The following is a 20,794-nucleotide window of genomic DNA, read 5'->3' as shown; positions in this document are numbered from 1 at the left end:
TCCCGAGGCCTTTCAGTGAGCCTGCCGGCATGAACGACGCGATCCACGAAGGCCCGCAAGACGCCCTGTCCGACGGCCTCGACGACGAACAGCTGCTGCGCTATTCGCGCCACATCCTGCTCGACGAGCTGGGCATCGAAGGCCAGCGGCGCCTGCTGGCCGGCCATGCCGTGGTGATCGGTGCCGGCGGCCTCGGCGCCGCGGCCCTGCCCTTCCTGGCCTCGGCCGGCGTCGGCCGCATCACCGTGGTCGACAACGACGAGGTCGACCTGACCAACCTGCAGCGCCAGATCATCCACACCACCGCCAACGTGGGCCGGCCCAAGGTCGACTCCGCCCGCGAAGGCATGCTGCGCATCAACCCCGGCCTGGACATCGTCACCGTGCCGGCACGCGTGGGCGATGCCGAACTGGACCAGCTGGTGGCGTCGGCCAGCGTGGTGCTCGACTGCTGCGACAACTTCGCCACGCGCCAGGCCGTCAATCGCGCCTGCGTGCGCCACAAGGTGCCGCTGGTATCCGGCGCCGCGCTGCGCTTCGACGGCCAGATCAGCGTGTTCGACCGCCGCCAGCCCGACGCCCCCTGCTACGCCTGCCTGTTCCCCCCGGCGGAACCCGCGCCGGAAGTCGCGTGCGCCACCATGGGCGTGTTCGCACCGCTGGTCGGCATGGTCGGCACCGTACAGGCGGCCGAGGCCCTCAAGCTGCTTGCCGGCGTGGGCGACAGCCTCGCCGGCCGGCTGCTGATGGTCAATGCGCTGTCGATGGAATGGACCACGATGCGGCTGGCACGTACGCCGGACTGTCCGGTTTGCGGCGGACACTGAGCCCCGTAGTTCCCCGCTGACGATGCGGCCGGCGCTGACAGGCGCCAGCATGGCCGCGACAACGCTCCCGCTTCGACTCCCCCACCTCTCCCATGCCCCCTGCTCGCGAGTCCATCGTGACTACGGCAGGCGCGGCCGCTGCATGCGCGGAATTTTCTGCTGCCCGGCATTAGCGCACGGCACTAGAATGTGGCGGATATTTTTGACACATTTACCACTTATTCTGCTGGCGCGCCCCACAGCGATTGACGCAGGGAGTTCGGACAGCGAATGGATGCAGCCACCATTTACCAGCACCTCTTCAGTGCGGCCCATCGCTTGTATGCGCTCGAAGGCGACGGTGCGATCCGCGAACTGACGATAGAAGCCTGGACCGGCCGCGAGGCCATCTCTGCGGTGTTCGAATGGCGCATCGTTGCGGTCAGCGCCAATGCCGATATTGCGCTGGATTGCCTGCTCGGCCAGCGCATCACACTGCTGACCACGCTCGCCGGCGGCGGCCAATCCCGCCGCACCGGCCTGATCCGCCAGGCCGAGAAGCTTGGCGCCGACGGCAGCCTCGCGCGTTACCGCCTGACCGTGGTGCCCTGGCTATGGCTGACTACGCAGCAGCGCCACAGCCAAGTGTTCCAGAACCGCAAGCTCGACAGCATCATCGACGCCCTCCTGCAGGACTACGCGCCGTACGCACAGTGGCGCTATGCCGCCGCAGCAGAAGCCCGCATCGCCGCGTTCGGCGAACGCGACCACATCGCGCAATTCCGCGAGACCGACTACCACTTCCTGTCACGCCTGCTGGCCGAGGCCGGGCTGGGCTACACCGTGGTCGAAGACGACGAAGCGCCTTTCGGCCATGTGGTGGTGATCTTTGCCGACAGCGCGCAATTGCCGGAAGACCCCGAGTCAGCCGCTTGCGGCGGCATCCGCTACCACCGCGCGCATAGCCAGGAGTCGGCCGACGCGACCAGCAGTTGATCTGTGAAACCCGTGCCGCGGTGGGCGGCGTCGCAGTCGGCGCCTGGGACCCCGAAGCCAAGCGCACCATCCGCAGCCACGCGCCCGCGCGCTTCGACGTATTTTCAGGCCGGGCAGCCAGCCCCGATCCTTATCTTTCGGTCAGCCTGTCGCTGGCGCCGGACACGGCCAGCGCGCAGCGCGTCGCCGAGCAGGTGATGGAAGCCATCGAAGCGCGTGCGCTGGTGTTCACCGGCAGCGCTTCCGTACGCACGCTGCGCAGCGGCACACGACTGCGCGTCACCGGCTGCCCGCACCTGCCGCCACAGGAAGACGATACGGCGGGGTATCCGCTGCTGCTCGACGCGGTGGAGCACTGTGGCATCAACAACCTCGCAGTGGAGACGCGCGCCGCGCTCGCCGACCGAATGGGGCCGCTGGAAGCGGCACTGCGCTTCGACACGCCGCCGCCGGCGCCGGATGCCGCGGCGACCACCGCCGGCCTGATGCGCAGCTTCCCCGTTGGCCCGGCCGAGCGGCTGGTACCGACCGCCGCCCTGCTGGCGGCGGCTCGGGAACACGGCCATGCGGCGCTCTTTCGTGCCTTCGATGCGCGCCGTCCATGGCGCGCCGCCGTGCTGGAAGGCGATTGTCCGCGCCTCTACAGCCGATCCACGCCGCTGGGCGTCCATACCGCGATCGTGGTCGGCCCGGAGGGACAGACCGAGGCCGGCGGCAACGCCGAACACCACACCAGCCCGCGCGGCCAGATCCGCGTGCGCTTTCCCTGGCAGCGCGGCGAGCGCGACGACGACCGCAGCAGTCGCTGGCTGCGCGTGGCGCAGCGGCAAGCCGGCGCCGGCATGGGCTGGCAATGGCTGCCGCGTATCGGCCAGGAGGTGCTGGTCAAGTTCACGGACAACGATATCGACCAGCCGTTCGTGATCGGCGCGCTGTACAACGGCCAGGGCGAAGCCGGCATCGCGCCCACGCCGGGCGGCAAGTCGATGGCCGCCACTACGTTCTCCCAGCCCTATGACGCCAGCGGCCTCTATGCGATGGGCTCAGACAGCCAGCCGAGCGCACAGGGCAACCTAGCCGGCGGCAACAGCCCGGCGTGGCACGGCATGGGTGCAGATCCGGACGGCCACCGCAACGACGCCGCACTGACCGGGTTCAAGAGCCAGGAGCACGGCGGCAAAGGCTACAACCAGCTGGTGTTCGACGACACCGACGACCAGTTGCGCACGCAACTGGCCACCACCGAACAAGCCACCCAGCTCAATCTGGGCCATGCGATCCACCAGCAGGACAATCGCCGCGGCAGTTTCAGGGGCCAAGGGTTCGAGCTGCGTACCGATGGCTACGCCGTGGTGCGCGGCCGGGCCGGCCTGCTGCTGACAACCTATCGCGATGCCGTCACCGGCCACGTGCTGCCGACCGGCGACAACGCCGCCGGCATCGCGCTGCTGCGGCTGGCGGGCGATCTGGTCAGGACGCTGAGCGATGGCGCGACCACGCATCAAAGCCAGGCTCTGTCGACCGGCAAGGGTGTCGATTCGCCGCTGGCGAAGCAAGCCAAAGCGGCAGCCGGCATGGTCGATAGGCAATCGCTCGAAGCGGCAAGGGCGGATGCGGCTGGCGGCAATACCAGCACGCCGGGAAAGGTGCCGCATCAGGGCGAGCCAATGGCCCACCTCAACGGAAGGGCTGGCGTGGCTATGGTGGCGGGCCAGGATCTGCAAATCGCCAGTGGGGAAAGCGTCGTGATGGCCAGCGGCCAGGACAACAACGTCGCCGTCGCAGGCCAGGCGCGTGTGCATGCGGGTCAGGCGATTGGCGTGGCCGCAGGACTGTCTTCGGCCGGTGAAGGCAACGTCGGCCTGCAACTGACAGCAGGTCAGGGCGATATCGATCTCCAGGCGCAGCACGATTTGCTGAAGCTGGCGGCGCGAGAGGACCTGACCATTGTGTCGGCCAACATGAATGTGGACTTTGCCGCGGCCAAGCGGATTCGCATCGCGACGGCTGGCGGGGCGGCCATCACGATTGAAGGCGGGAATATCACCTTCGAATGTCCCGGCCCGATTACCTACAAGGCGGCGCAGAGGAAGTTCGAAGGACCGACCCATGCTTCGCGGGAGATGAATACGTGGCCCCAGACGCCGTTCGATGACGCCTACCTTTTGAGAGACGAAATCACCGGAGAGCCGCTGCGAAACGTGCAAGTTGAACTGCGCCGGAACGGTGGCGCACGCATCAAACTTGTGACAGACAGCGAGGGGCGCTTGCCGAAGCAGCGAGGCATTTCGATGGAGCATGTTCAGCTGCGCGTACTTGGAAAGTACACGCGTGACCAAAAGGGCTGAGGAGGCAATGCAAAACGAGCGCAATTCGTCCGATCCAGAAGTCGTGATATCGCGCACGCGCGATATCGATGGGCGACCGGTCTTTGACACACACCTGACACCCACCGAGGACACACGAACCAAGGTTATCGAGACCAAGCTGCCCGCAGTGATCCCGATCGTGTTCCTGCCCGGCATCATGGGGACCAACCTGAAGAACAAAAAGACAGGCAATGCTGTCTGGCGGCCACCGAATATGAGCCTGAACCTGGCCGACATACTCGGCGTTGTCGCCGCCTTGGCGACATGGGGCATACGAGGACCAAAGCAACGGCAGCAAATCCTGAAAGCGGAAGATTTGACTGTGGACGACGGAGGCGCTATTGACGTCGGGGAATCGGGACTAGCAAAAGAAACCGCGCGCAAGCGAGGCTGGGGCAGCGTGCTGCGTACCTCCTATAACCCGGTCATGGGGTTACTGGAGGCGCGCACCAGCCGCATCGTTGCCAACCGCACGCTGCAAGGATGGTGGTCGACTGAAGGCCTGCATCCGCCCGGTGACTATGGTGAGGAAACCGGACAGCCGCCTTTGACGGAGCCAGAACTCATGAAAGCAGCACGCTATGACTTCGATGAATGGTGCGCCGGCTACAACTGGCTTCAATCCAACCGAAAGTCCGCCGAAGACGTCAGGCAATACATCGAAAACACGGTGCTGAGGCATTACCGTGAACAGAAGCCGCCAGTACCAGCCGACAAGGTCATCCTGGTTACGCATTCCATGGGCGGGCTCGTGGCGCGCGCGCTTACGAATCTTGTCGGCTATGAGAAGGTGCTAGGTGTGGTCCATGGCGTGCTGCCGGCGACAGGGGCGCCGGCGATTTACCATCACATGCGTGCGGGCTATGAGGGGCCTGAGCAGTTGATTCTGGGCTCCAATGCAGGGGAGGTTACCGCTGTCGTGGCAAATTCAGCTGGCGCCTTGGAGCTATGCCCAACGTTCGATCATCGCGACGGCCAAGCTTGGTTGTTTTTGCAGAGCGAACCTGGCGAGGTGGTCATGGATACAGAAGGCTTACCCTGTGCCTTTCCGCGCGCTGGAAACCCTTATGATGAGATTTACAAAAATCCAGCGTGGTATGGGCTTGTGCCGGAGCCGAACACGAAGTTTCTCAATTTGTCGGAGGACCTGTCCAACTACGAATATGCAAAAGCCGCCTCGCGCAGCACCTTCGAAGAACTGATAGATCAAGTCGCTAGGTTTCATCGTGATCTCGCTGGGCAGTACCATCCTGAAACTTACGTACACTATGGTGCGGATGGTTCAAGGCCAATGCATAGCTGGCAGGATATCGTCTGGCGTGGTAATCCAAATGCATTCCCCACATCTGCTTTTCCGGCGAGCGACGATGGCAATGGCAGCTATCAAGCCTCGAATAACGCCCCCGCCCTAACGGCGGCACGCGGTCAAGGTGACGGGACGGTACCCGCGTTCTCTGGCGAGGCCCCACGTGATGCTGGAGTTGTGGCAAGTTTCCGGCACGGTTCGGATGGTGCAGGTTCCGAGAACGCTGATCGCAAAGGCTACGATCACCAAGGTAGCTACAACGACCCCAGGGCGCGCTGGGCAACGCTATACGGCATTGCCAAAATTTCCCAATTGGCCGACTGGCACTCGAGTGAAAAATGAAGACATCCCGCTCGTTCGTTACGGTAATTGCTGTTTTCCTAACGTTGGCATTTGCAAGCATTAGCTACGGGCAATCGATGACACGGAGCCCTTCGATGGATAAACTTGGCTGGAAGACATACTGCTTTGGGCGCTACCTCGTTGAGCTTCCTCCACAGGCGAAAGTCAGCGCAACCTACAAGATCTGGGGCGACGAAATCGCACCGATGCCCGGACAGACCCCAGGCACGCTTCGGTCAATGATCTACCAGCGGGAAAAGGACTTGAAGGCCGCACATCACGAGACGCAGGGCTCCATGTTTGTCAGCAGAACGATGGTTGGCACCGAATCGGAGGTCTTACTGTCATGGTCATTGCCATACAGCAAGGCTATGCTGCGTGACGATACATACCTTGTCGCAGCGAGTCCGTGGCGCGTTTTTCATTATGGCGGGGGTGTCTCCCCTGGTAGAGAGGCGATAGCCCTCCGACTTGCGAAGACCTTGGCCAACAACATCCGTTCCCGTTCCGAAACCGAAATCCCCACCGGCCCCGGCTTCTGCATCGACCAAGGCTTTATCGCCGGCAACGACTACCGTTCGGAGAGCGTGCAGGTGGGCATCACGCTGCCCCAACATCCCAACGCCTTCATCAGCTTTGACGCCAGCACCGGCGCCGAGGAAGACCGGTTGCTCGAACGCGTTGACAACTTCCTAACCAAGGCAGTACTCGGTCCGCTCGCCGGCCTGAAGGTATTGCGCAAGCGCGAACGCAATGTCGGTGCGATTCCCGCGGAAGAGTATGCAACCGCCGCGACGGGCAATGGCCAGCGTGTTTATGTATTCGCCTGGGAATCCCAAGGAAAAAACAAGTCCTTGTCCGAGCAAAACGTATCCGCGGGCCTGCGCGTGCTCGAGCAGCCGGTGGACAGTCCGCAGACACCGTATCAGCCCGCATTCCAGTCTGATGAAGAGGCGCTGCAACTATGGGATGCCATCATCGAGTCCATTCGGCTGCGGCCCGGCGCAGTTTAGCGCCGCCCTATTCCTCCTGCCGCGCCGTGTGCGCCAGCAGCCAGTCGGTCACGGCAGCGCGGTCGCCGCGGAACACGATGCGCGCCGCGCGCTGGTCGCGCTGGAAGTCATACATCGGATCGTAGTAGTCGCGCAGCAGCACTTCGATCCAGCCGCGGTGCAGTGCTACCTCGCCGCATTCTGCCTGCCGCGCCAGCGCCTGGTCCAGCAGTGCAGACAGCTTGCCGTAGCGTGCGCCCCCAAGCCGCGGCGCGATCGCGGCCATCGCTTCGCGCAGGCGCGTGGCGTAGGCGTCGAAGCCTTCCGCGCTGCCCCTGGTGTCGATGAATTCCGCCGCCAGTCCCTGCACGTAGTCGCGCAGCACGCGCTCGACGCGGGCGTCGAACGGCGCTTCCAGCCATACCAGCGGACTGGCCTGCATGCGCTGCGACAGTGCCTGCGGCACGTCGCGGCTGCCGATGAAGCGGCCTTCGTCTTCCACCGCCAGTGCACGCCAGCCGGCGTCGAGATGCCGCAGCACGTCGATGGCGAGGGCGTTTTCAAAGTCGATTTGCGGCGGCTGCGGCAGCGCGCGGCGGCCGAATGCCGAGCCGCGGTGGCGCGCATGGCCTTCCAGGTCGATCGACGCGGGCACGTCGGCCAGCACGTCGGTCTTGCCGCTGCCGGTCAGCCCGCCCACCACGAACCATGGCTGCGCGGCCGCCGCGGTATCGATGGTCTCGATCAGGAAGCTGCGCATGGCCTTGTAGCCGCCGGTCACGCGCGGATAGTCGACACCGGCATCGTGCAGCCACTGCTGCACCAGCTGCGAACGCAAGCCGCCGCGGAAGCAATACAGGTAGCCGTCCGGATGCGCGCGCGCAAACTCCGCCCAGGCGGCGATGCGCGTCGCCTTGCGCTGGCCGGCCACCAGCTGGTGGCCGAGTTCGATCGCGGCCTGCTGGCCCTTCTGCGCATAGCACAGGCCGACCTCGTGGCGCTCGGCATCGTCCATCAGCGGCAGGTTGACCGCGCCGGGAAAGGCCCCGCGCGCGAACTCCAGCGGCGCGCGCACGTCCAGCATGGCGACGCCACTGAGAAATAGTTTGCGGAAGTCGGCGGTATCTGGACGCATCAGCGGATCTCTACGGCCAGCGCGGCGCGGGCGACCATCTCGCCGATCGGGGCGAGCGCCAGTCCCAGGCGCCGGCATTCGTCAAGGAACTCGGCTTCGCCGGCCGGCTCGACCGCGACCAGCAGGCCGCCGCTGGTCTGGGGGTCGCACAGCAGCGCGCGTTGCGTCTCGGTGAGCGGCGCGATGCGGTGCCCGTAGCTGTCGAAGTTGCGCTGGGTGCCGCCCGGCACGCAACCCTGGCCGATGTAGTCGGTCACGTCATCCAGCACCGGCACCGCGGCATAGTCGATGCGCGCGGTCAGGCCGCTGCCGTCGGCCATTTCGACCAGATGGCCGAGCAGCCCGAAGCCGGTCACGTCGGTCATCGCGCGCACGCCCGACAAGCGCCCGAAGACGCTGCCGGGCCGGTTCAGCACGCACATCCAGTCGCGCGCCAGATGGCGGTTATCGTCGCGCAGGAGTCCCTTCTTCTCGGCCGTGGTCAGCACGCCGATGCCGAGCGGCTTGGTCAGGTACAGCCGGCAGCCAGGCGTGGCCGTGTCGTTGCGCTTCATGTGCGCACGCTCGACCAGCCCCGTGACCGCCAGGCCGAAAATGGGCTCGGGCGCGTCGATCGAGTGACCGCCCGCCAGCGGAATGCCGGCGTCGTCGCAGGCGCGGCGCCCGCCGGCCACCACTTCGCGTGCCACCTCGGGCGGCAGCACGTTCACCGGCCAGCCCAGGATGGCGATGGCCATCAGCGGGTCGCCGCCCATGGCGTAGATGTCGCTGATCGCATTGGTCGCGGCAATGCGTCCGAAGTCGAACGGGTCGTCGACGATGGGCATGAAGAAGTCGGTGGTGGAAACCACCCCGCGCTGGCCGTCCGCGCCATCCAGCGCATACACCGCCGCGTCATCGCGCGAGGCATTGCCAACCCACAGGCGCGGGTCCAGGTGCTGCGCGCCGCTGCCGGCCAGGATCACGTCGAGCACTTTGGGAGAAATCTTGCAGCCGCAGCCGGCACCGTGGCTGTACTGCGTCAGGCGGATGGGACTGGTCATGAACGTGGGCTCCGCGCGGCGCGCCGGCGGGTCAGGAGCCTTGCCCCGCCGGCGCGCCTGGATGAAGAGAGGAATTGGAATGAGAAGGGTTACTGCCTGCAGGCGAGCAACCAGGCGGCGCCGATCGGCGCCGCGCGCTGGGGCGGGCCGCCCACCGAAGCGGCCTCGCCGAAAACGGCGGCTTATTGCTCGCCCGGCTCCATCTGCGACTGCAGGTAGTTCTGCAGCCCGACCTTGTCGATCAGGTCCAGCTGCGTCTCCAGGTATTCGATATGTTCCTCGGTATCGGTGAGGATATCGACCAGAATTTCGCGGCTGACGTAATCGCCAACCGACTCGCAGTAGGCAATGCCTTCCTTGACGGTGGCGTGCGCCGTCTGCTCCAGCTTCAGGTCGCACTTGAGCATCTCGGGCGTGTCTTCGCCGAGCAGCAGCTTGTGCAGGTCCTGCAGGTTGGGCAGGCCGTCCAGCATCAGGATGCGGTCGATCAGGCGGTCGGCGTGCTTCATCTCGCCGATCGATTCCTTGTACTCCACTTCGCCGAGCTTCTTCAGGCCCCAGTGGCGATACATGCGGGCGTGCAGGAAATACTGGTTGATCGCGGTCAGCTCGTTCTTGAGCTGGGCGTTCAGATGCTGGATGACCTTCTTGTCACCTTTCATTGGCGGCTCCTGTTGCATCGGGCCCGCGCAAAAATACGAAACGGCGCCAATGGCGCCGTGCAGTCAGAAAAAAGGAATGCGCAAAAACGCGCCGTGAACTGAAGCTTCAGTTCATGGGCGCGTTCAGGCCACCAGCGCCTTGCGCTGGTCGTTCGCGACTGCCGGGTCCCGAGTGTCCATTATGGTACATGGGCCCGAAGCGGAACAGGAAGAAATCTCCACAACCTGGATGCTGGCGAGGGTCGCCACCGTCACGTTGCGTACCGCGGCCACGCCTTCCTGCAACACCTGCTGCGCGCACTCGCGGCAACGGCCGCAGCACGTGCCGACGCCGAGCGTTTCAGCCAGTTCGTCGAGGGTTTCGACGCCCAGGTGCGCGGCACCGTGAATCTCACGATCGGTGATCTGGTTGCAGATGCAGACGTACACAACTCCCTCCGTTGGGGCGCGGGACACCGGCATGTCCCTGCGAATGAACGTCAGAATATCAGAGATCAATAATGATAACAATTCCCATTAAGCCACATCAACGAAGGTCGGGAAGGCGTCACAGGGCGTAAAAAGAAGGCGGCTGGCGCGGCACTTTTCCGTGTTGGGAAGTGCCGCGCCAGCCGCCTTTTTGCCTCGGAAAACCCTGATTGCGTCAGGGTCGTGCGATTTGCCGCAGGACCGTTGCCTGTTCCTCGGGATCGTATGCCTGCAGCAGCTGGTCGATCAGCGGTTCCAGGTGTTCGCAGTTGGCGTGCAGGATTTCCTGCTTGACCCGCAGTAGCTGCGACGGGTGCATGGAGAATTCGCGCAAGCCCATGCCCAGCAGCAGCCGCGTCATCGACGGGTCGCCCGCCATCTCGCCGCACACCGCCACCGGCACGCCGGCGCGGTTGGCTTCGCGGATGGTGCGCGCCACCAGTTGCAGCACCGCCGGATGCAGCGGGTCGAACAGATGCGCCACGGCGTTGTCGGCGCGGTCGATCGCCAGCGTGTACTGGATCAGGTCGTTGGTGCCGATGGACAGGAAATCCATCTTGCGCAGGAACAGCGGCAGCAGCAGCACCGCCGCGGGGATCTCGATCATGGCACCGACCTTCATGCCCGGGTCGTACGGCTCGCCGCGCTCATCGAGCTGGCGCTTGGCCTTGGCGATCAGCGCCAGGGTCTGGTCGATCTCGCTGGCATGCGCCAGCATCGGCACCAGCAGCCGCACCGGACCGAAGGCCGAGGCGCGCAGCAGCGCGCGCAGCTGGGTCAGGAACATGCCGGGCTCCGACAGCGACCAGCGGATCGCGCGCAGGCCCAGCGCCGGGTTCAGCGCGGTCTCGAAGTCGTCTGCGCGGCCGTCGCCGCGGGCGTCGAGCGGCTTGTCGGCGCCGATGTCGATGGTGCGGATGGTCACCGGCAGCCCGTGCATGGCGTCGACCGCGCCGCGGTACGCCTGGAACTGCTCTTCCTCGCCCGGCAGTTCGTCGCGCCGGTTCATGAACAGGAACTCGGAGCGGAACAGGCCGACGCCGACCGCGCCCGCGGCCAGCGCGGCGCCGGCATCCTCGGCCATTTCGATATTGGCCAGCAGCTCGATCTCGATGCCGTCGAGCGTCACCGCCGGCGTATGGCGCAGGCGCTGCAGGCGCTTCTTCTCCAGCACGCGCTCGCTCTGGCGGTGGCGGTATTCCTCGAGGATGATGGCGGTGGGGTCGACGATCACCAGGCCGGCGTCGCCGTCGATGATGATCCAGTCATCCTGGCGGATCAGCTCGCTCGCGCTCTGCACGCCGACCGCAGCCGGGATGTCGAGGCTGCGCGCGACGATGGCGGTATGCGAAGTGCGCCCGCCCAGGTCGGTGACGAAGCCGTGGAAGACCGTGTGGCGGAACTGCAGCATGTCGGCCGGCGCGATATCGTGGGCCACCACGATCACGCCGGGCGCGGGCTCGCCGTCGGCGGCCAGCGCGGGCACCGGCGCCGGCACCAGCACCGGGGCGCCGGCCAGCGCCTTGAGGATGCGCTCCACCACCTGCTGGATGTCGGCCTTGCGCTCGCGCAGGTATTCGTCCTCGATCTCGTCGAACTGGCGCATCAGCTCTTCGAGGCGCGTCGTCAGGGCCCACTCGGCGTTGTAGCGCCGGCCCCGGATCAGCGCCTCGGGCTCTCGCGCCAGCGCCTCGTCGTCGAGGATCATCGCGTGCACATCGAGGAAGGCGCCCATCTCTTCGGGCGCGTCGCGCGGCAGGTCGCGCTTGAGCGCGGCCAGTTCGGCGCGCACCGCGGCACGCGCGGCGCGCAGCCGTTCCACCTCGGCGTCGAGCTGCTCTTCATCGACCAGGTAGTGCGACACGTCCAGCGCCGCGGGCGCAAGCAGGTGCGCGCGCCCGATGGCGACGCCGCGCGAGACCGGGATGCCGTGCAGGGCGAAAGGCATGTACCGCTCCGTCAGGAACGTTTATCAATTCGGGTCAAGGCCGCCGGCCTCACTCCCCTTCACCAAAACGGTTGGCGATCAGTGCCAGCAGCGCGTCCATCGCCTCCTGTTCGTCGGGACCCTCGGTTTCGATCGTGATGGTCGAGCCGATCCCGGCGGCGAGCATCATCACGCCCATGATGCTCTTGGCATCGACCTGGCGTCCGTTGCGGGACATCTTGACCTGGCTGACGAAGCTGCCGGCGAGCTGGGTCAGCTTGGCGGACGCGCGTGCGTGCAGTCCGAGTTTATTGATGATGGTGGTGTCCCTCTGCAGCATATTTGTCGGGATGATTGGCGGTTTGATTCTGGACGGTGGTGGTGCCGACCTGCAGCACGCCCTGCGAGCCGCCGGCCAGCGCCTTGGTGGCAAGCTGGTCCAGCTTTTCGGCCCGGTAGCAGATGGCGCGGACCAGCATGGGAAGGTTGACGCCGGCCAGCACGCGCACGCGGCCCGGCTCGGCCAGGCGCGCGGCGATATTGGCGGGGGTGGCGCCGAAGATGTCGGTCAGGACCAGCGCGCCGTTGTCTTCGCAGATGGCCTCCAGGCGGCGCCTGGCCTCGGCCAGCACGGCGGCGGGATCGGCATCGGGAAGGACGTCGATGGCTTCCAGCCGCTGCGGCTGGCCACAGTAGACGTGGGCGGCGCAATCGCGCAGGGCTGACGCCAGCGGGGTGTGCGCGATGATCAGGATGCCTGCCATGATGGTGAATCCGTTGGATTGCCCCGATTGTAGCAGGCGCCCCCCGGCGCTCCCGCTGGCCGCCCGGGCCGCCGGGGCTAGCTGCCGGCAGCGCCGACCGCGTGCTCGAGCGCGTCGATGAACATCGCCGCGACATGGAAGCCGGTCTGCTGGGTGATCTCCTGGAAACAGGTCGGGCTCGTCACATTGACCTCGGTCAGGTAGTCACCGATAACGTCCAGGCCGACCAGCAGCAGGCCCTGCTCCCACAGCCCCGGCGCCAGCGCCTCGGCGATCTCGCGGTCGCGCCGGCTCAACTCCTGGGCGCGGCCGGTGCCGCCCGCGGCGAGGTTGCCACGCACTTCGCCGGCCATCGGCACGCGCGCCAGCGAATACGGCACCGGCACGCCGCCGATCAGCAGCACGCGCTTGTCGCCGTCCTTGATCGCCGGGATATAGCGTTGCACCATCAGCGAGCGGGCGCCGTCCTGGCCCAGCGTCTCGACGATCGCAGCGAGGTTCATGCCGTCCGCGCCGACGCGGAACACGCCCATGCCGCCCATGCCGTCGAGCGGCTTGACGATGATGTCGCGATGCTCGGCGTGGAAATCGCGGATCCGCGCCAGGTCGCGCGTGACCAGCGTCGGCGTGATGAATTCCGGGTACTGCGCAATCGCCAGCTTCTCGGAATGGTCGCGGATCGCGCGCGGCTTGTTGAATACGCGCGCGCCCTGCGCCTCGGCCAGTTCCAGCAGCCAGGTGCTGGTCACGTATTCCATGTCGAACGGCGGATCCTTGCGCATCAGCACCGCGTCGAAGGCCGACAGCGGCTCGAGCGCGCTGTTGCCCTCGCGGTACCAGGCGCCGGGCTCTGCGCCATCGTCGCCGGTCAGGTGCAGGCGCGTGGCCACGGTCTCGACCGTGCGGCCGGACAGCGCCAGCTGCGGCTGCAGGCACCAGTACAGCTCATGGCCGCGCGCGGCGGCCTCGGCCATCATGGCGTAGGTGGAGTCCTTGTAGGTCTTGAAGGTCTCCAGCGGATCGGTGATGAAGAGGATGCGCATGGCGGCGTTCAGATGATCGGGTTGGGGTCGGTCTTCTCGAGCTCCAGCGACGCCGCCAGCAAGGCCAGCCGCGCCACCACGCCATACATGTAGAAGCGGTTCGGCACCGCCGCACCGGGCTTGGCGTGGCTGTCCGGGATGCCGTTGGGCGCAAACGCCAGCGGCACGAAATGCATGCCCGGCGCGTTCAGGTTCTCGTCGTTGCCGCGGCCGGTGTGCACGCGGTAGAAGCCGCCCACCACGTAGCGGTCGATCATGTAGACCACCGGCTCGGCCACCGCCTCGTTGACCTTCTCGAAGGTGTGCACGCCCTCCTGGATGATGACGTCGCTGACCTCCAGGCCCTCCTTGACCACGCTCATCTTGTTGCGCTCTTTGCGGTTCAGGCCCTTGATCTCGGACGGGTCGCGCACGGTCATGATGCCCATGCCATAGGTGCCGGCATCGGCCTTGACCACCACGTATGGCGTTTCCTTGATGCCGTACTCGCGGTACTTCTTGGCGATCTTCTTCAGCACCCCCTCGACCGCGTCGGCCAGTTCTTCCTCGCCCACGCGCTCGTGGAAATTCACGCCGGTGGTACGGGCGAAGTACGGGTTGACCATCCACGGGTCGATGTCGATCAGCTTGGCGAACTTCTTCGCCACCTCGTCATAGGCGGAAAAGTGGCTGCTCTTGCGGCGCGTGGACCAGCCGGCGTGCAGCGGCGGCAGCAGGTACTGCTCGTTGATGTTTTCCAGGATCGGCGGAATGCCAGCCGACAGGTCGTTGTTGAGCAGGATCGAACAGGGATCGAAGTCCTTCAGCCCCAGGCGGCGGCCCTTGGTGCCCAGGCGCGCCAGCGGCTCGACCACCAGGGTCTGGCCATCGGGCAGCTCGATCGGGGTCGGTTCGGTGATTTCCTCGGAAAGCGAGCCCAGGCGCACGTTCAGCCCCGCCTGGCGCATGATCAGCGACAGCCGCGCCACGTTCTGCAGGTAGAACATATTGCGGGTGTGGCGCTCCGGAATCAGCAGCAGGTTCTTGGCATCCGGGCAGATCTTCTCGATCGCGGCCATCGCCGCCTGCACCGCCAGCGGCAGCATCTCGGGAGCCAGGTTGTTGAAGCCGCCCGGGAACAGGTTGGTATCGACCGGCGCCAGCTTGAAGCCGGCGTTGCGCAGGTCCACCGAGCAATAGAACGGGGGCGTATGTTCCTGCCATTCCAGCCTGAACCAGCGCTCGATGGACGGCGTCGCGTCCAGGATCTTCTTTTCCAGTTCGAGCAGCGGACCGTTCAGCGCGGTGATGAGATGCGGGACCATATCCATCCTATAGATCGTCTTAATCGTTCGCCCCGATTGTAGAGGAACGGCCAACCAGGCGCTGGCACACCCTTTATAAGGATATGCAGCGCCTGGCATAAGGGATAACCATATGGGGATGGACGGCGCGAAATAAAGAGGCCGCGCCGGCGACGGCGGACGGGCAAAAAAAAAGCGCGGCGATGCCGCGCTTTTAAATGGCCTGACAGATACGGGGAGCGTTCTGCAGGTGGAGGAAACTGCCTCAGTGGCAATGTATGTGCGCCGCACATTAAAGACAATTGAAGCTTTTTAAGATCGGAGTTAAGCACTTTGCGAAAAGCCCGTGCCCGGCGCGGGGGATTGCCGGCTGGCCCGCGCCAGCATTGGGTTCGCCGGTCCGGGCGGCGGTGGGAATGCGCCGCGCGATGGCCTCGTTCACGCCAGCGCGACCTGTCGCCGGGGGTTAAATGTCTGCAACCCCCGTCAACGCGACAAAGAAAAAAGCCCGGCACGCAGCCGGGCAAAACTCCTGAGAGCAGATTCCCAATCAGCCCTCCAGCACAACACCTTTGCGATCAGCCTTCGTAAGCGGTCTCGCCGTGCGAAGTGATATCCAGGCCTTCGCGCTCTTCGTCTTCCGGCACGCGCAGCCCGATCAGCATGTCCACCAGCTTGAAGGCGACGAAGGCCACCACGCCGGACCACACCACGGTGGTCAGCACGCCTTCGAACTGGACCCACAGCTGGCCGGCAATCGAATAGTCGTCGGCGACCTTGTTGGCCACGTAGTCGTAGATGCCGGTGCCGCCCAGGCTGGGCGCGGCGAACACGCCGGTTAGCAGCGCGCCGACGATGCCGCCGACGCCGTGCACGCCGAACACGTCCAGCGAGTCGTCCATGCCCAGCATGCGCTTCAGTCCGGTCACGCCCCACAGGCACAGCAGGCCGGCCACCAGGCCCATCACGATCGAGCCCATCGGGCCGACGAAGCCCGCGGCCGGGGTGATCGCCACCAGGCCGGCGACCGCGCCCGAGGCGCCGCCCAGCATCGACGGCTTGCCCTTGCCGATCCACTCGCCGAAGGTCCACGACAGCACCGCCGCGCAGGTCGCCAGCAGCGTGTTGACGAAGGCCAGCGCGGCCGAGCCGTTGGCTTCCAGCGCCGAACCGGCGTTGAAGCCGAACCAGCCGAACCACAGCAGCGAGGCACCCACCATGGTGAAGGTCAGGCTGTGCGGACGGATCGCCTCGCGGCCGAAGCCGATGCGCTTGCCGAACATGAAGGCCCCGACCAGCCCGGCCACCGCGGCATTGATATGGACCACGGTGCCGCCGGCAAAGTCCAGCGCGCCCTTCTGGAACAGCCAGCCGGCCTTGGCCGTGGCGGCGGTGCCGGCGGCGGCGTCGGTGTAGGCATCAGGGCCCGGCCAGAACCACACCATGTGCGCCACCGGGATGTAGGCGAAGGTGAACCACAGCACCACGAACACCAGCACCGCCGAAAAGCGCGCGCGCTCGGCGAAGGCGCCGATGATCAGGCCGCACGTGATGCAGGCGAAAGCGCACTGGAAGGCGAAGTAGCCCAGTTCCGGCAGCACCACGCCCTTGCTGAAGGTGGCGGCCACGGCGTCGACCGTCAGCCCCTTCATGAACAGCCGGTCGGTGCCGCCGAAGAAGGCGTTGCCCTCGGTGAAGGCAAAGCTGTAGCCGTAGATGGCCCACAGCAGCGCCACCAGCGAAAAGATCACCAGGCACTGCATCAGTACCGACAACATGTTCTTGGAGCGCACCAGGCCGCCATAGAACAGCGCCAGGCCCGGCAGCGTCATCAGGATCACGAACGCGGTCGAGACCAGCAGCCAGGCGGTGTCGCCCTTGTTGGGCACTGGCGCAGCCGGCGCGGCGGCGGCTTCAGCCGGTGCGGCCGCGGCAGGGGCCGCTGCAGGGGCTGCAGGGGCTGCAGGGGCCGCAGCGGGTGTTGCTGCGGTCGCTGCCGCGGCCGGCGCGGAAGTGGCGGCGGCCGAAGCCTCGGCGGCCGGCTTGTCCTGCGCGGCGGCCGGAGCCGACATGCCCATGCCGGCCGTGCCGACGGCCAGCGCCATCGCGCCCGCGGTCAGGAATCGCTTGATCCAGGTTTTCATGGAATTCACCTTTGTCTCTATGCTGTCTTGGGTCACAGGGCATCGCCGCCGGTCTCGCCGGTGCGGATGCGGATGACCTGCTCGATCGGGGCCACGAAGATCTTGCCGTCGCCGATCTTGCCGGTGCGGGCCGACTTCTCGACCGCTTCGATGGCACGCTCGACCACGTCGTCGGGCACCGCCACCTCGATCTTCACCTTGGGCAGGAAGTCGACGATGTACTCGGCGCCGCGGTAGAGCTCGGTATGGCCCTTCTGGCGGCCGAAGCCTTTCACTTCGGTCACGGTGATGCCGGACACGCCCACGTCCGACAGCGCTTCGCGCACCTCGTCGAGCTTGAACGGCTTGATGACTGCGATGATGAGTTTCATCAGGATTCTCCTGGGAGCGGACCGGCATCAGCCCGCCCGGGCTGCGTCAGAGTTAGAAAGTCTTGGTGATCGAGGCCCAGGCCGCGGCCTTGCCCAGGTAGCGGCCGCGGTTGGCACTGGTGTAGGCCACTTCCTTGGCGTTGGTGTCGACATAGGCGACCGCCAGCGCAAAGCCCTTGCCCAGGTCCTTGGTCAGGCCGATCTTCCAGTCGGTGTACGAGGCATCGCTGTTGTGCTTCACGCCCTGGTAGCCGACGTGCGCGTTCAGCGTCAGGTCCCAGAAATTCAGCGGCACGTTGGCGCTCAGGTCGACGTAGTAGCTGTTCTTGCTGTCGGCCCAGCCGAACAGGTTGGTGACCGAGTGCGAGTACTTCAGGAATACCGGGCCCCAGCCCACCCCGGCATACAGTTCCGTGGTGTACGGCCGCGGGTTGTTGTAGCCGCCCGGGTAGTAGTACTCGAGCACGCCCAGGTCATAGGCGAATTCGGTGCCGGCCACCTTGAAGGTGTTCTTGAAGCCGCCGTAGAAATCCATCTCGACCGGCGCCGACACCGCCGGGTTGGCATCCTCGAGCCAGCTGATGCTGGAGTTCCAGTTGCCCAGGTAGAAGCCGCTTTCGTGCGCGTAGTCGAAACCGCCCTGGATGGCCGGGCGCAGGTTGGTCTGGCTGATGCCGCGATAGCGGTAGTCCGTGACCAGCGACACATTGGCCGTGAACGTATGCGGCGAGGCCGGCTCGGCAGCCGGGGCCGCGGCGCCGGTGCTCTGCGCCAGGGCGCCGCCCGCGGCGCTGGCCAGGACCACCGCGCTGACTGCAAGGGCCAACTTCTTCATGGGGTTTTTCTCCTTTTCCTGATGGCTCGGATTTCGTTTAGTTGGATTCCGGTGAAGCTTTGAGGCAGCTCGGCATCACTACTGCAACTGCCGTGCCAACCCACGGTATGCCGCGGTGCGTGCGGCCCCTCGCGCCCCGGCCATGGGCACCGCGCGGGCTTGAATGCGCCTTGCAGCGACGCCAGATGGGGTTAAATGGTGTGAACGGCGCGGCGCCGGTGCTTTCGCGCGCGTGCCGCTGGGGCGATAATCGAGTCTTGACGGGGGCGGCGTAGGGCCCGCGCACCACGGATCGCCCGCATTCAGGGCGCCCAAATCCTGTGCGAAAGCGCGCCATACGCCAGATTCCCGCCCGCATTGGCACCACTCAGGTGCGCAAAGGAGAAACCATGAAACCGACCGACCTCTTCAACGACCTGCAGAACAAGGTCAGCGAGGCGCTGCGCAATTCGCCGGCAAAGGACATCGAGAAAAACGTGCGCAGCATGATGACCCAGGGCTTTGCCCGGCTGGACCTGGTCACGCGCGAGGAGTTCGACGTCCAGTCGCAGGTGCTGGCGCGCACCCGCGCCCGCCTGGAGGAACTGGAAAGCCGCGTGGCCGAACTCGAGCGCCGCGCCGGCATCCCGCCCGGCGCCGGCTCGGTGGACTCGACCGGGGGCGCGTGAGCACGCCGGTCCCCCCGCCACCTTCCCGCCTGTGTGAAGGCCGCCAGTCATGGCGGCCTTTTTCGTTAACAGTTTCGTGCGGTTCGATGCCATGAGCCTTGCCGTCCTACGCAGCCGGGCCCTGACCGGCATCGCCGCGCCGCCGGTGCGGGTCGAGACCCACCTGGCCAACGGCCTGCCGGCCTTCACCATCGTCGGCCTGGCCGACACCGGCGTGCGCGAAAGCCGCGAGCGCGTGCGCGCCGCCATCCTCAACAGCGGCTACGAGTTTCCCAACCGCCGCATCACCGTCAACCTGGCCCCGGCCGACCTGCCCAAGGAGTCCGGCCGTTTCGACCTGGCCATCGCGCTCGGCATCCTGGCCGCCAGCGGCCAGATTCCGGCCGACGCGCTCGACGCGCATGAATTTGCCGCCGAGTTGTCGCTGTCCGGCGAATTGCGTCCGGTGCGCGGCGCGCTGGCCATGGCGATGGGGCTGGCGCGCGACAATGCCGCCCGCGCCGGCTCGGGCGAGACGCCGCGCGCCTTCCTGGTCGCCGCGGGCAACGGCGCCGAAGCCGCGCTGATCGAAGACCTGGCGGTCCATGCCGCCGCCACGCTGCGCCAGGCCTGCGACCACCTCGGCCCCGTGACCGAAGCACGACTACCCCGCGCCATGCCGCCCTTGCTGCCCGCCGCCACCGGGCGCGGCCCCGACATGCGCGACGTGCGCGGCCAGGCGCAGGCGCGCCGCGCCATGGAGGTGGCCGCTGCCGGACAACACTCGGTGTTGCTGGTGGGCCCGCCCGGCACCGGCAAGTCGATGCTGGCACAGCGCCTGCCCGGCCTGCTGCCGCCGATGTCGCTGCAGCAGGCGCTGGAAGCCGCCGCCGTGATGAGCCTGACCCCGGGCGGCTTTCGCGCCGAGGCCTGGGGCGTGCGCCCCTGCCGCGCACCGCACCACACCGCGTCGGGCCCGGCCATGGTCGGCGGCGGCGGCAATCCGCGCCCCGGCGAGATCTCGCTCGCGCACCACGGCGTGCTGTTCCTGGACGAATTGCCCGAGTTCGACCGCCGCGTGCTCGAAGTCCTGCGCGAGCCGCTGGAGTCGGGCCGCATCACCATCGCCCGCGCCAACGGCCACGCCGACTTCCCCGCCTGCTTCCAGTTCGTGGCGGCGATGAACCCGTGCCCGTGCGGCTACCTCGGCCATCCCGACCGGCCGTGCCGCTGCACGCCCGACCAGGTGCGCCGCTACCAGTCGCGCATCTCCGGCCCCATGCTCGACCGCATCGACCTGCAGGTCGAGGTGCCCGCGCAGGACCAGGGCGAAATGCTCGACGGCCCGCCCGGCGAAGCCAGCGCCGCGGTGCGCGCGCGCGCGCTCGCGGCGCGCGAACGGCAACTGGCGCGGCAGGGCAAACCCAACAATGAACTGGGCGGACGCGAGATCGAGCAGCACTGCGTCATGGATCCGCAGGCGCAGGCCTTGCTGCGCGGCGCGATGACGCGGCTGGCATGGTCGGCGCGCTCGTACTTCCGTGTGCTGAAGGTGGCGCGCACGATTGCGGACCTGGCCGGCGCGGACTTGCTGGACGCCGCGCACGTGGGCGAGGCGATCCAGTACCGGCGCGCGCTGCGGATGGCCGGCTAGGGCGATC

General features: G+C 66.4%; 17 protein-coding genes and 1 pseudogene. 6 read left to right on the top strand and 12 right to left on the bottom strand.

Annotation, left to right across the window (positions count from 1 at the left end):
* The first annotated feature begins 29 nt into the window (after positions 1–29).
* The 4 genes and pseudogenes from GA0116996_RS03795 (at position 30) to GA0116996_RS03780 (ending at position 6,832) form a co-directional block, all read left to right on the top strand.
* A complete protein-coding gene (locus GA0116996_RS03795) occupies positions 30–827 on the top strand; it encodes a HesA/MoeB/ThiF family protein (protein WP_092307455.1) in 798 nt (265 codons plus the stop codon).
* A 270-nt stretch (positions 828–1,097) separates the two neighbouring features.
* A pseudogene (locus GA0116996_RS03790) lies at positions 1,098–4,150 on the top strand (type VI secretion system Vgr family protein).
* 7 nt (positions 4,151–4,157) lie between these two features.
* On the top strand, positions 4,158–5,819 hold the full coding sequence (locus GA0116996_RS03785; RefSeq protein ID WP_092307453.1) for an esterase/lipase family protein: 1,662 nt from the start codon (positions 4,158–4,160) through the stop codon (positions 5,817–5,819).
* Between the two features lie 95 nt (positions 5,820–5,914).
* Positions 5,915–6,832 (top strand): T6SS immunity protein Tli4 family protein, encoded by a 918-nt coding sequence (locus tag GA0116996_RS03780; RefSeq protein WP_244159757.1) that lies wholly within the window; start codon positions 5,915–5,917, stop codon positions 6,830–6,832.
* Between the two features lie 7 nt (positions 6,833–6,839).
* Here GA0116996_RS03780 and mnmH read toward each other — a convergent pair whose 3' ends face one another.
* The 12 genes from mnmH to GA0116996_RS03720 form a co-directional block, all read right to left on the bottom strand.
* Positions 6,840–7,946, bottom strand: a complete 1,107-nt coding sequence (gene mnmH, locus GA0116996_RS03775; RefSeq protein ID WP_092307449.1) for a tRNA 2-selenouridine(34) synthase MnmH — start codon at positions 7,944–7,946, stop codon at positions 6,840–6,842.
* Positions 7,946–8,989 carry a selenide, water dikinase SelD gene (gene selD, locus GA0116996_RS03770; RefSeq protein WP_092307447.1) on the bottom strand — a complete coding sequence of 348 codons (1,044 nt, stop codon included), beginning with the start codon at positions 8,987–8,989 and terminating at the stop codon, positions 7,946–7,948. The genes mnmH and selD overlap by 1 nt, the downstream gene beginning before the upstream one ends.
* A gap of 182 nt (positions 8,990–9,171) precedes the next feature.
* Complete coding sequence (gene bfr / locus GA0116996_RS03765; protein WP_092307445.1) at positions 9,172–9,651, bottom strand: bacterioferritin; 480 nt, start codon at positions 9,649–9,651, stop codon at positions 9,172–9,174.
* A gap of 123 nt (positions 9,652–9,774) precedes the next feature.
* On the bottom strand, positions 9,775–10,080 hold the full coding sequence (locus tag GA0116996_RS03760) for a (2Fe-2S)-binding protein (RefSeq protein WP_026164535.1): 306 nt from the start codon (positions 10,078–10,080) through the stop codon (positions 9,775–9,777).
* Positions 10,081–10,294: 214 nt separating this feature from the next.
* A complete protein-coding gene (gene ptsP, locus GA0116996_RS03755) occupies positions 10,295–12,067 on the bottom strand; it encodes a phosphoenolpyruvate--protein phosphotransferase (RefSeq protein ID WP_092307443.1) in 1,773 nt (590 codons plus the stop codon).
* A 49-nt stretch (positions 12,068–12,116) separates the two neighbouring features.
* Positions 12,117–12,386: an HPr family phosphocarrier protein gene (locus tag GA0116996_RS03750; RefSeq protein ID WP_018008656.1), complete on the bottom strand. Its 270-nt coding sequence runs from the start codon at positions 12,384–12,386 to the stop codon at positions 12,117–12,119.
* Positions 12,355–12,810, bottom strand: coding sequence for a PTS sugar transporter subunit IIA (locus GA0116996_RS03745; protein WP_012351600.1), 456 nt, complete (start codon positions 12,808–12,810; stop codon positions 12,355–12,357). Before GA0116996_RS03745 ends, GA0116996_RS03750 begins: the two co-directional genes overlap by 32 nt.
* A gap of 77 nt (positions 12,811–12,887) precedes the next feature.
* Entirely contained in the window at positions 12,888–13,853 is a 966-nt protein-coding gene (gene gshB / locus GA0116996_RS03740) for a glutathione synthase (RefSeq protein WP_092307441.1), read from the bottom strand.
* 8 nt (positions 13,854–13,861) lie between these two features.
* Positions 13,862–15,157, bottom strand: a complete 1,296-nt coding sequence (gene gshA / locus GA0116996_RS03735; RefSeq protein ID WP_062802025.1) for a glutamate--cysteine ligase — start codon at positions 15,155–15,157, stop codon at positions 13,862–13,864.
* Positions 15,158–15,714: 557 nt separating this feature from the next.
* Complete coding sequence (amt, locus tag GA0116996_RS03730) at positions 15,715–17,280, bottom strand: ammonium transporter (protein ID WP_092307439.1); 1,566 nt, start codon at positions 17,278–17,280, stop codon at positions 15,715–15,717.
* A gap of 32 nt (positions 17,281–17,312) precedes the next feature.
* Positions 17,313–17,651: a P-II family nitrogen regulator gene (locus tag GA0116996_RS03725; protein WP_010814843.1), complete on the bottom strand. Its 339-nt coding sequence runs from the start codon at positions 17,649–17,651 to the stop codon at positions 17,313–17,315.
* A gap of 52 nt (positions 17,652–17,703) precedes the next feature.
* Positions 17,704–18,486, bottom strand: a complete 783-nt coding sequence (locus tag GA0116996_RS03720; RefSeq protein ID WP_092307437.1) for a TorF family putative porin — start codon at positions 18,484–18,486, stop codon at positions 17,704–17,706.
* Positions 18,487–18,875: 389 nt separating this feature from the next.
* Here GA0116996_RS03720 and GA0116996_RS03715 point away from each other — a divergent pair, with 389 nt between their 5' ends.
* Together GA0116996_RS03715 and GA0116996_RS03710 are read left to right on the top strand one after the other, a co-directional pair.
* The gene (locus GA0116996_RS03715) at positions 18,876–19,154 is read left to right on the top strand and encodes an accessory factor UbiK family protein (RefSeq protein ID WP_092307435.1); all 279 of its coding nucleotides are present in this window, start codon (positions 18,876–18,878) and stop codon (positions 19,152–19,154) included.
* 91 nt (positions 19,155–19,245) lie between these two features.
* A complete protein-coding gene (locus GA0116996_RS03710) occupies positions 19,246–20,787 on the top strand; it encodes a YifB family Mg chelatase-like AAA ATPase (protein WP_092308369.1) in 1,542 nt (513 codons plus the stop codon).
* Positions 20,788–20,794 lie beyond the last annotated feature (7 nt).

It is taken from the genome of Cupriavidus alkaliphilus, from assembly GCF_900094595.1.
GTDB lineage: Bacteria > Pseudomonadota > Gammaproteobacteria > Burkholderiales > Burkholderiaceae > Cupriavidus > Cupriavidus alkaliphilus.
Note: the sequence above shows the minus strand (reverse complement) of the source record. Positions and strands in the feature narration are given on the sequence as shown.

What these genes read in the sequence shown, in the direction of transcription:
- GA0116996_RS03795 (WP_092307455.1), top strand. Translation starts at nt 30, where the DNA reads ATGAACGACGCGATCCACGAAGGCCCGCAAGACGCCCTGTCCGACGGC.
- GA0116996_RS03785 (WP_092307453.1), top strand. Translation starts at nt 4,158, where the DNA reads ATGCAAAACGAGCGCAATTCGTCCGATCCAGAAGTCGTGATATCGCGC.
- GA0116996_RS03780 (WP_244159757.1), top strand. Translation starts at nt 5,915, where the DNA reads ATGGATAAACTTGGCTGGAAGACATACTGCTTTGGGCGCTACCTCGTT.
- mnmH (WP_092307449.1), bottom strand. Translation starts at nt 7,946, where the DNA reads ATGCGTCCAGATACCGCCGACTTCCGCAAACTATTTCTCAGTGGCGTC.
- selD (WP_092307447.1), bottom strand. Translation starts at nt 8,989, where the DNA reads ATGACCAGTCCCATCCGCCTGACGCAGTACAGCCACGGTGCCGGCTGC.
- bfr (WP_092307445.1), bottom strand. Translation starts at nt 9,651, where the DNA reads ATGAAAGGTGACAAGAAGGTCATCCAGCATCTGAACGCCCAGCTCAAG.
- ptsP (WP_092307443.1), bottom strand. Translation starts at nt 12,067, where the DNA reads ATGCCTTTCGCCCTGCACGGCATCCCGGTCTCGCGCGGCGTCGCCATC.
- GA0116996_RS03750 (WP_018008656.1), bottom strand. Translation starts at nt 12,386, where the DNA reads ATGCTGCAGAGGGACACCACCATCATCAATAAACTCGGACTGCACGCA.
- GA0116996_RS03745 (WP_012351600.1), bottom strand. Translation starts at nt 12,810, where the DNA reads ATGGCAGGCATCCTGATCATCGCGCACACCCCGCTGGCGTCAGCCCTG.
- gshB (WP_092307441.1), bottom strand. Translation starts at nt 13,853, where the DNA reads ATGCGCATCCTCTTCATCACCGATCCGCTGGAGACCTTCAAGACCTAC.
- gshA (WP_062802025.1), bottom strand. Translation starts at nt 15,157, where the DNA reads ATGGTCCCGCATCTCATCACCGCGCTGAACGGTCCGCTGCTCGAACTG.
- amt (WP_092307439.1), bottom strand. Translation starts at nt 17,280, where the DNA reads ATGAAAACCTGGATCAAGCGATTCCTGACCGCGGGCGCGATGGCGCTG.
- GA0116996_RS03725 (WP_010814843.1), bottom strand. Translation starts at nt 17,651, where the DNA reads ATGAAACTCATCATCGCAGTCATCAAGCCGTTCAAGCTCGACGAGGTG.
- GA0116996_RS03720 (WP_092307437.1), bottom strand. Translation starts at nt 18,486, where the DNA reads ATGAAGAAGTTGGCCCTTGCAGTCAGCGCGGTGGTCCTGGCCAGCGCC.
- GA0116996_RS03715 (WP_092307435.1), top strand. Translation starts at nt 18,876, where the DNA reads ATGAAACCGACCGACCTCTTCAACGACCTGCAGAACAAGGTCAGCGAG.
- GA0116996_RS03710 (WP_092308369.1), top strand. Translation starts at nt 19,246, where the DNA reads ATGAGCCTTGCCGTCCTACGCAGCCGGGCCCTGACCGGCATCGCCGCG.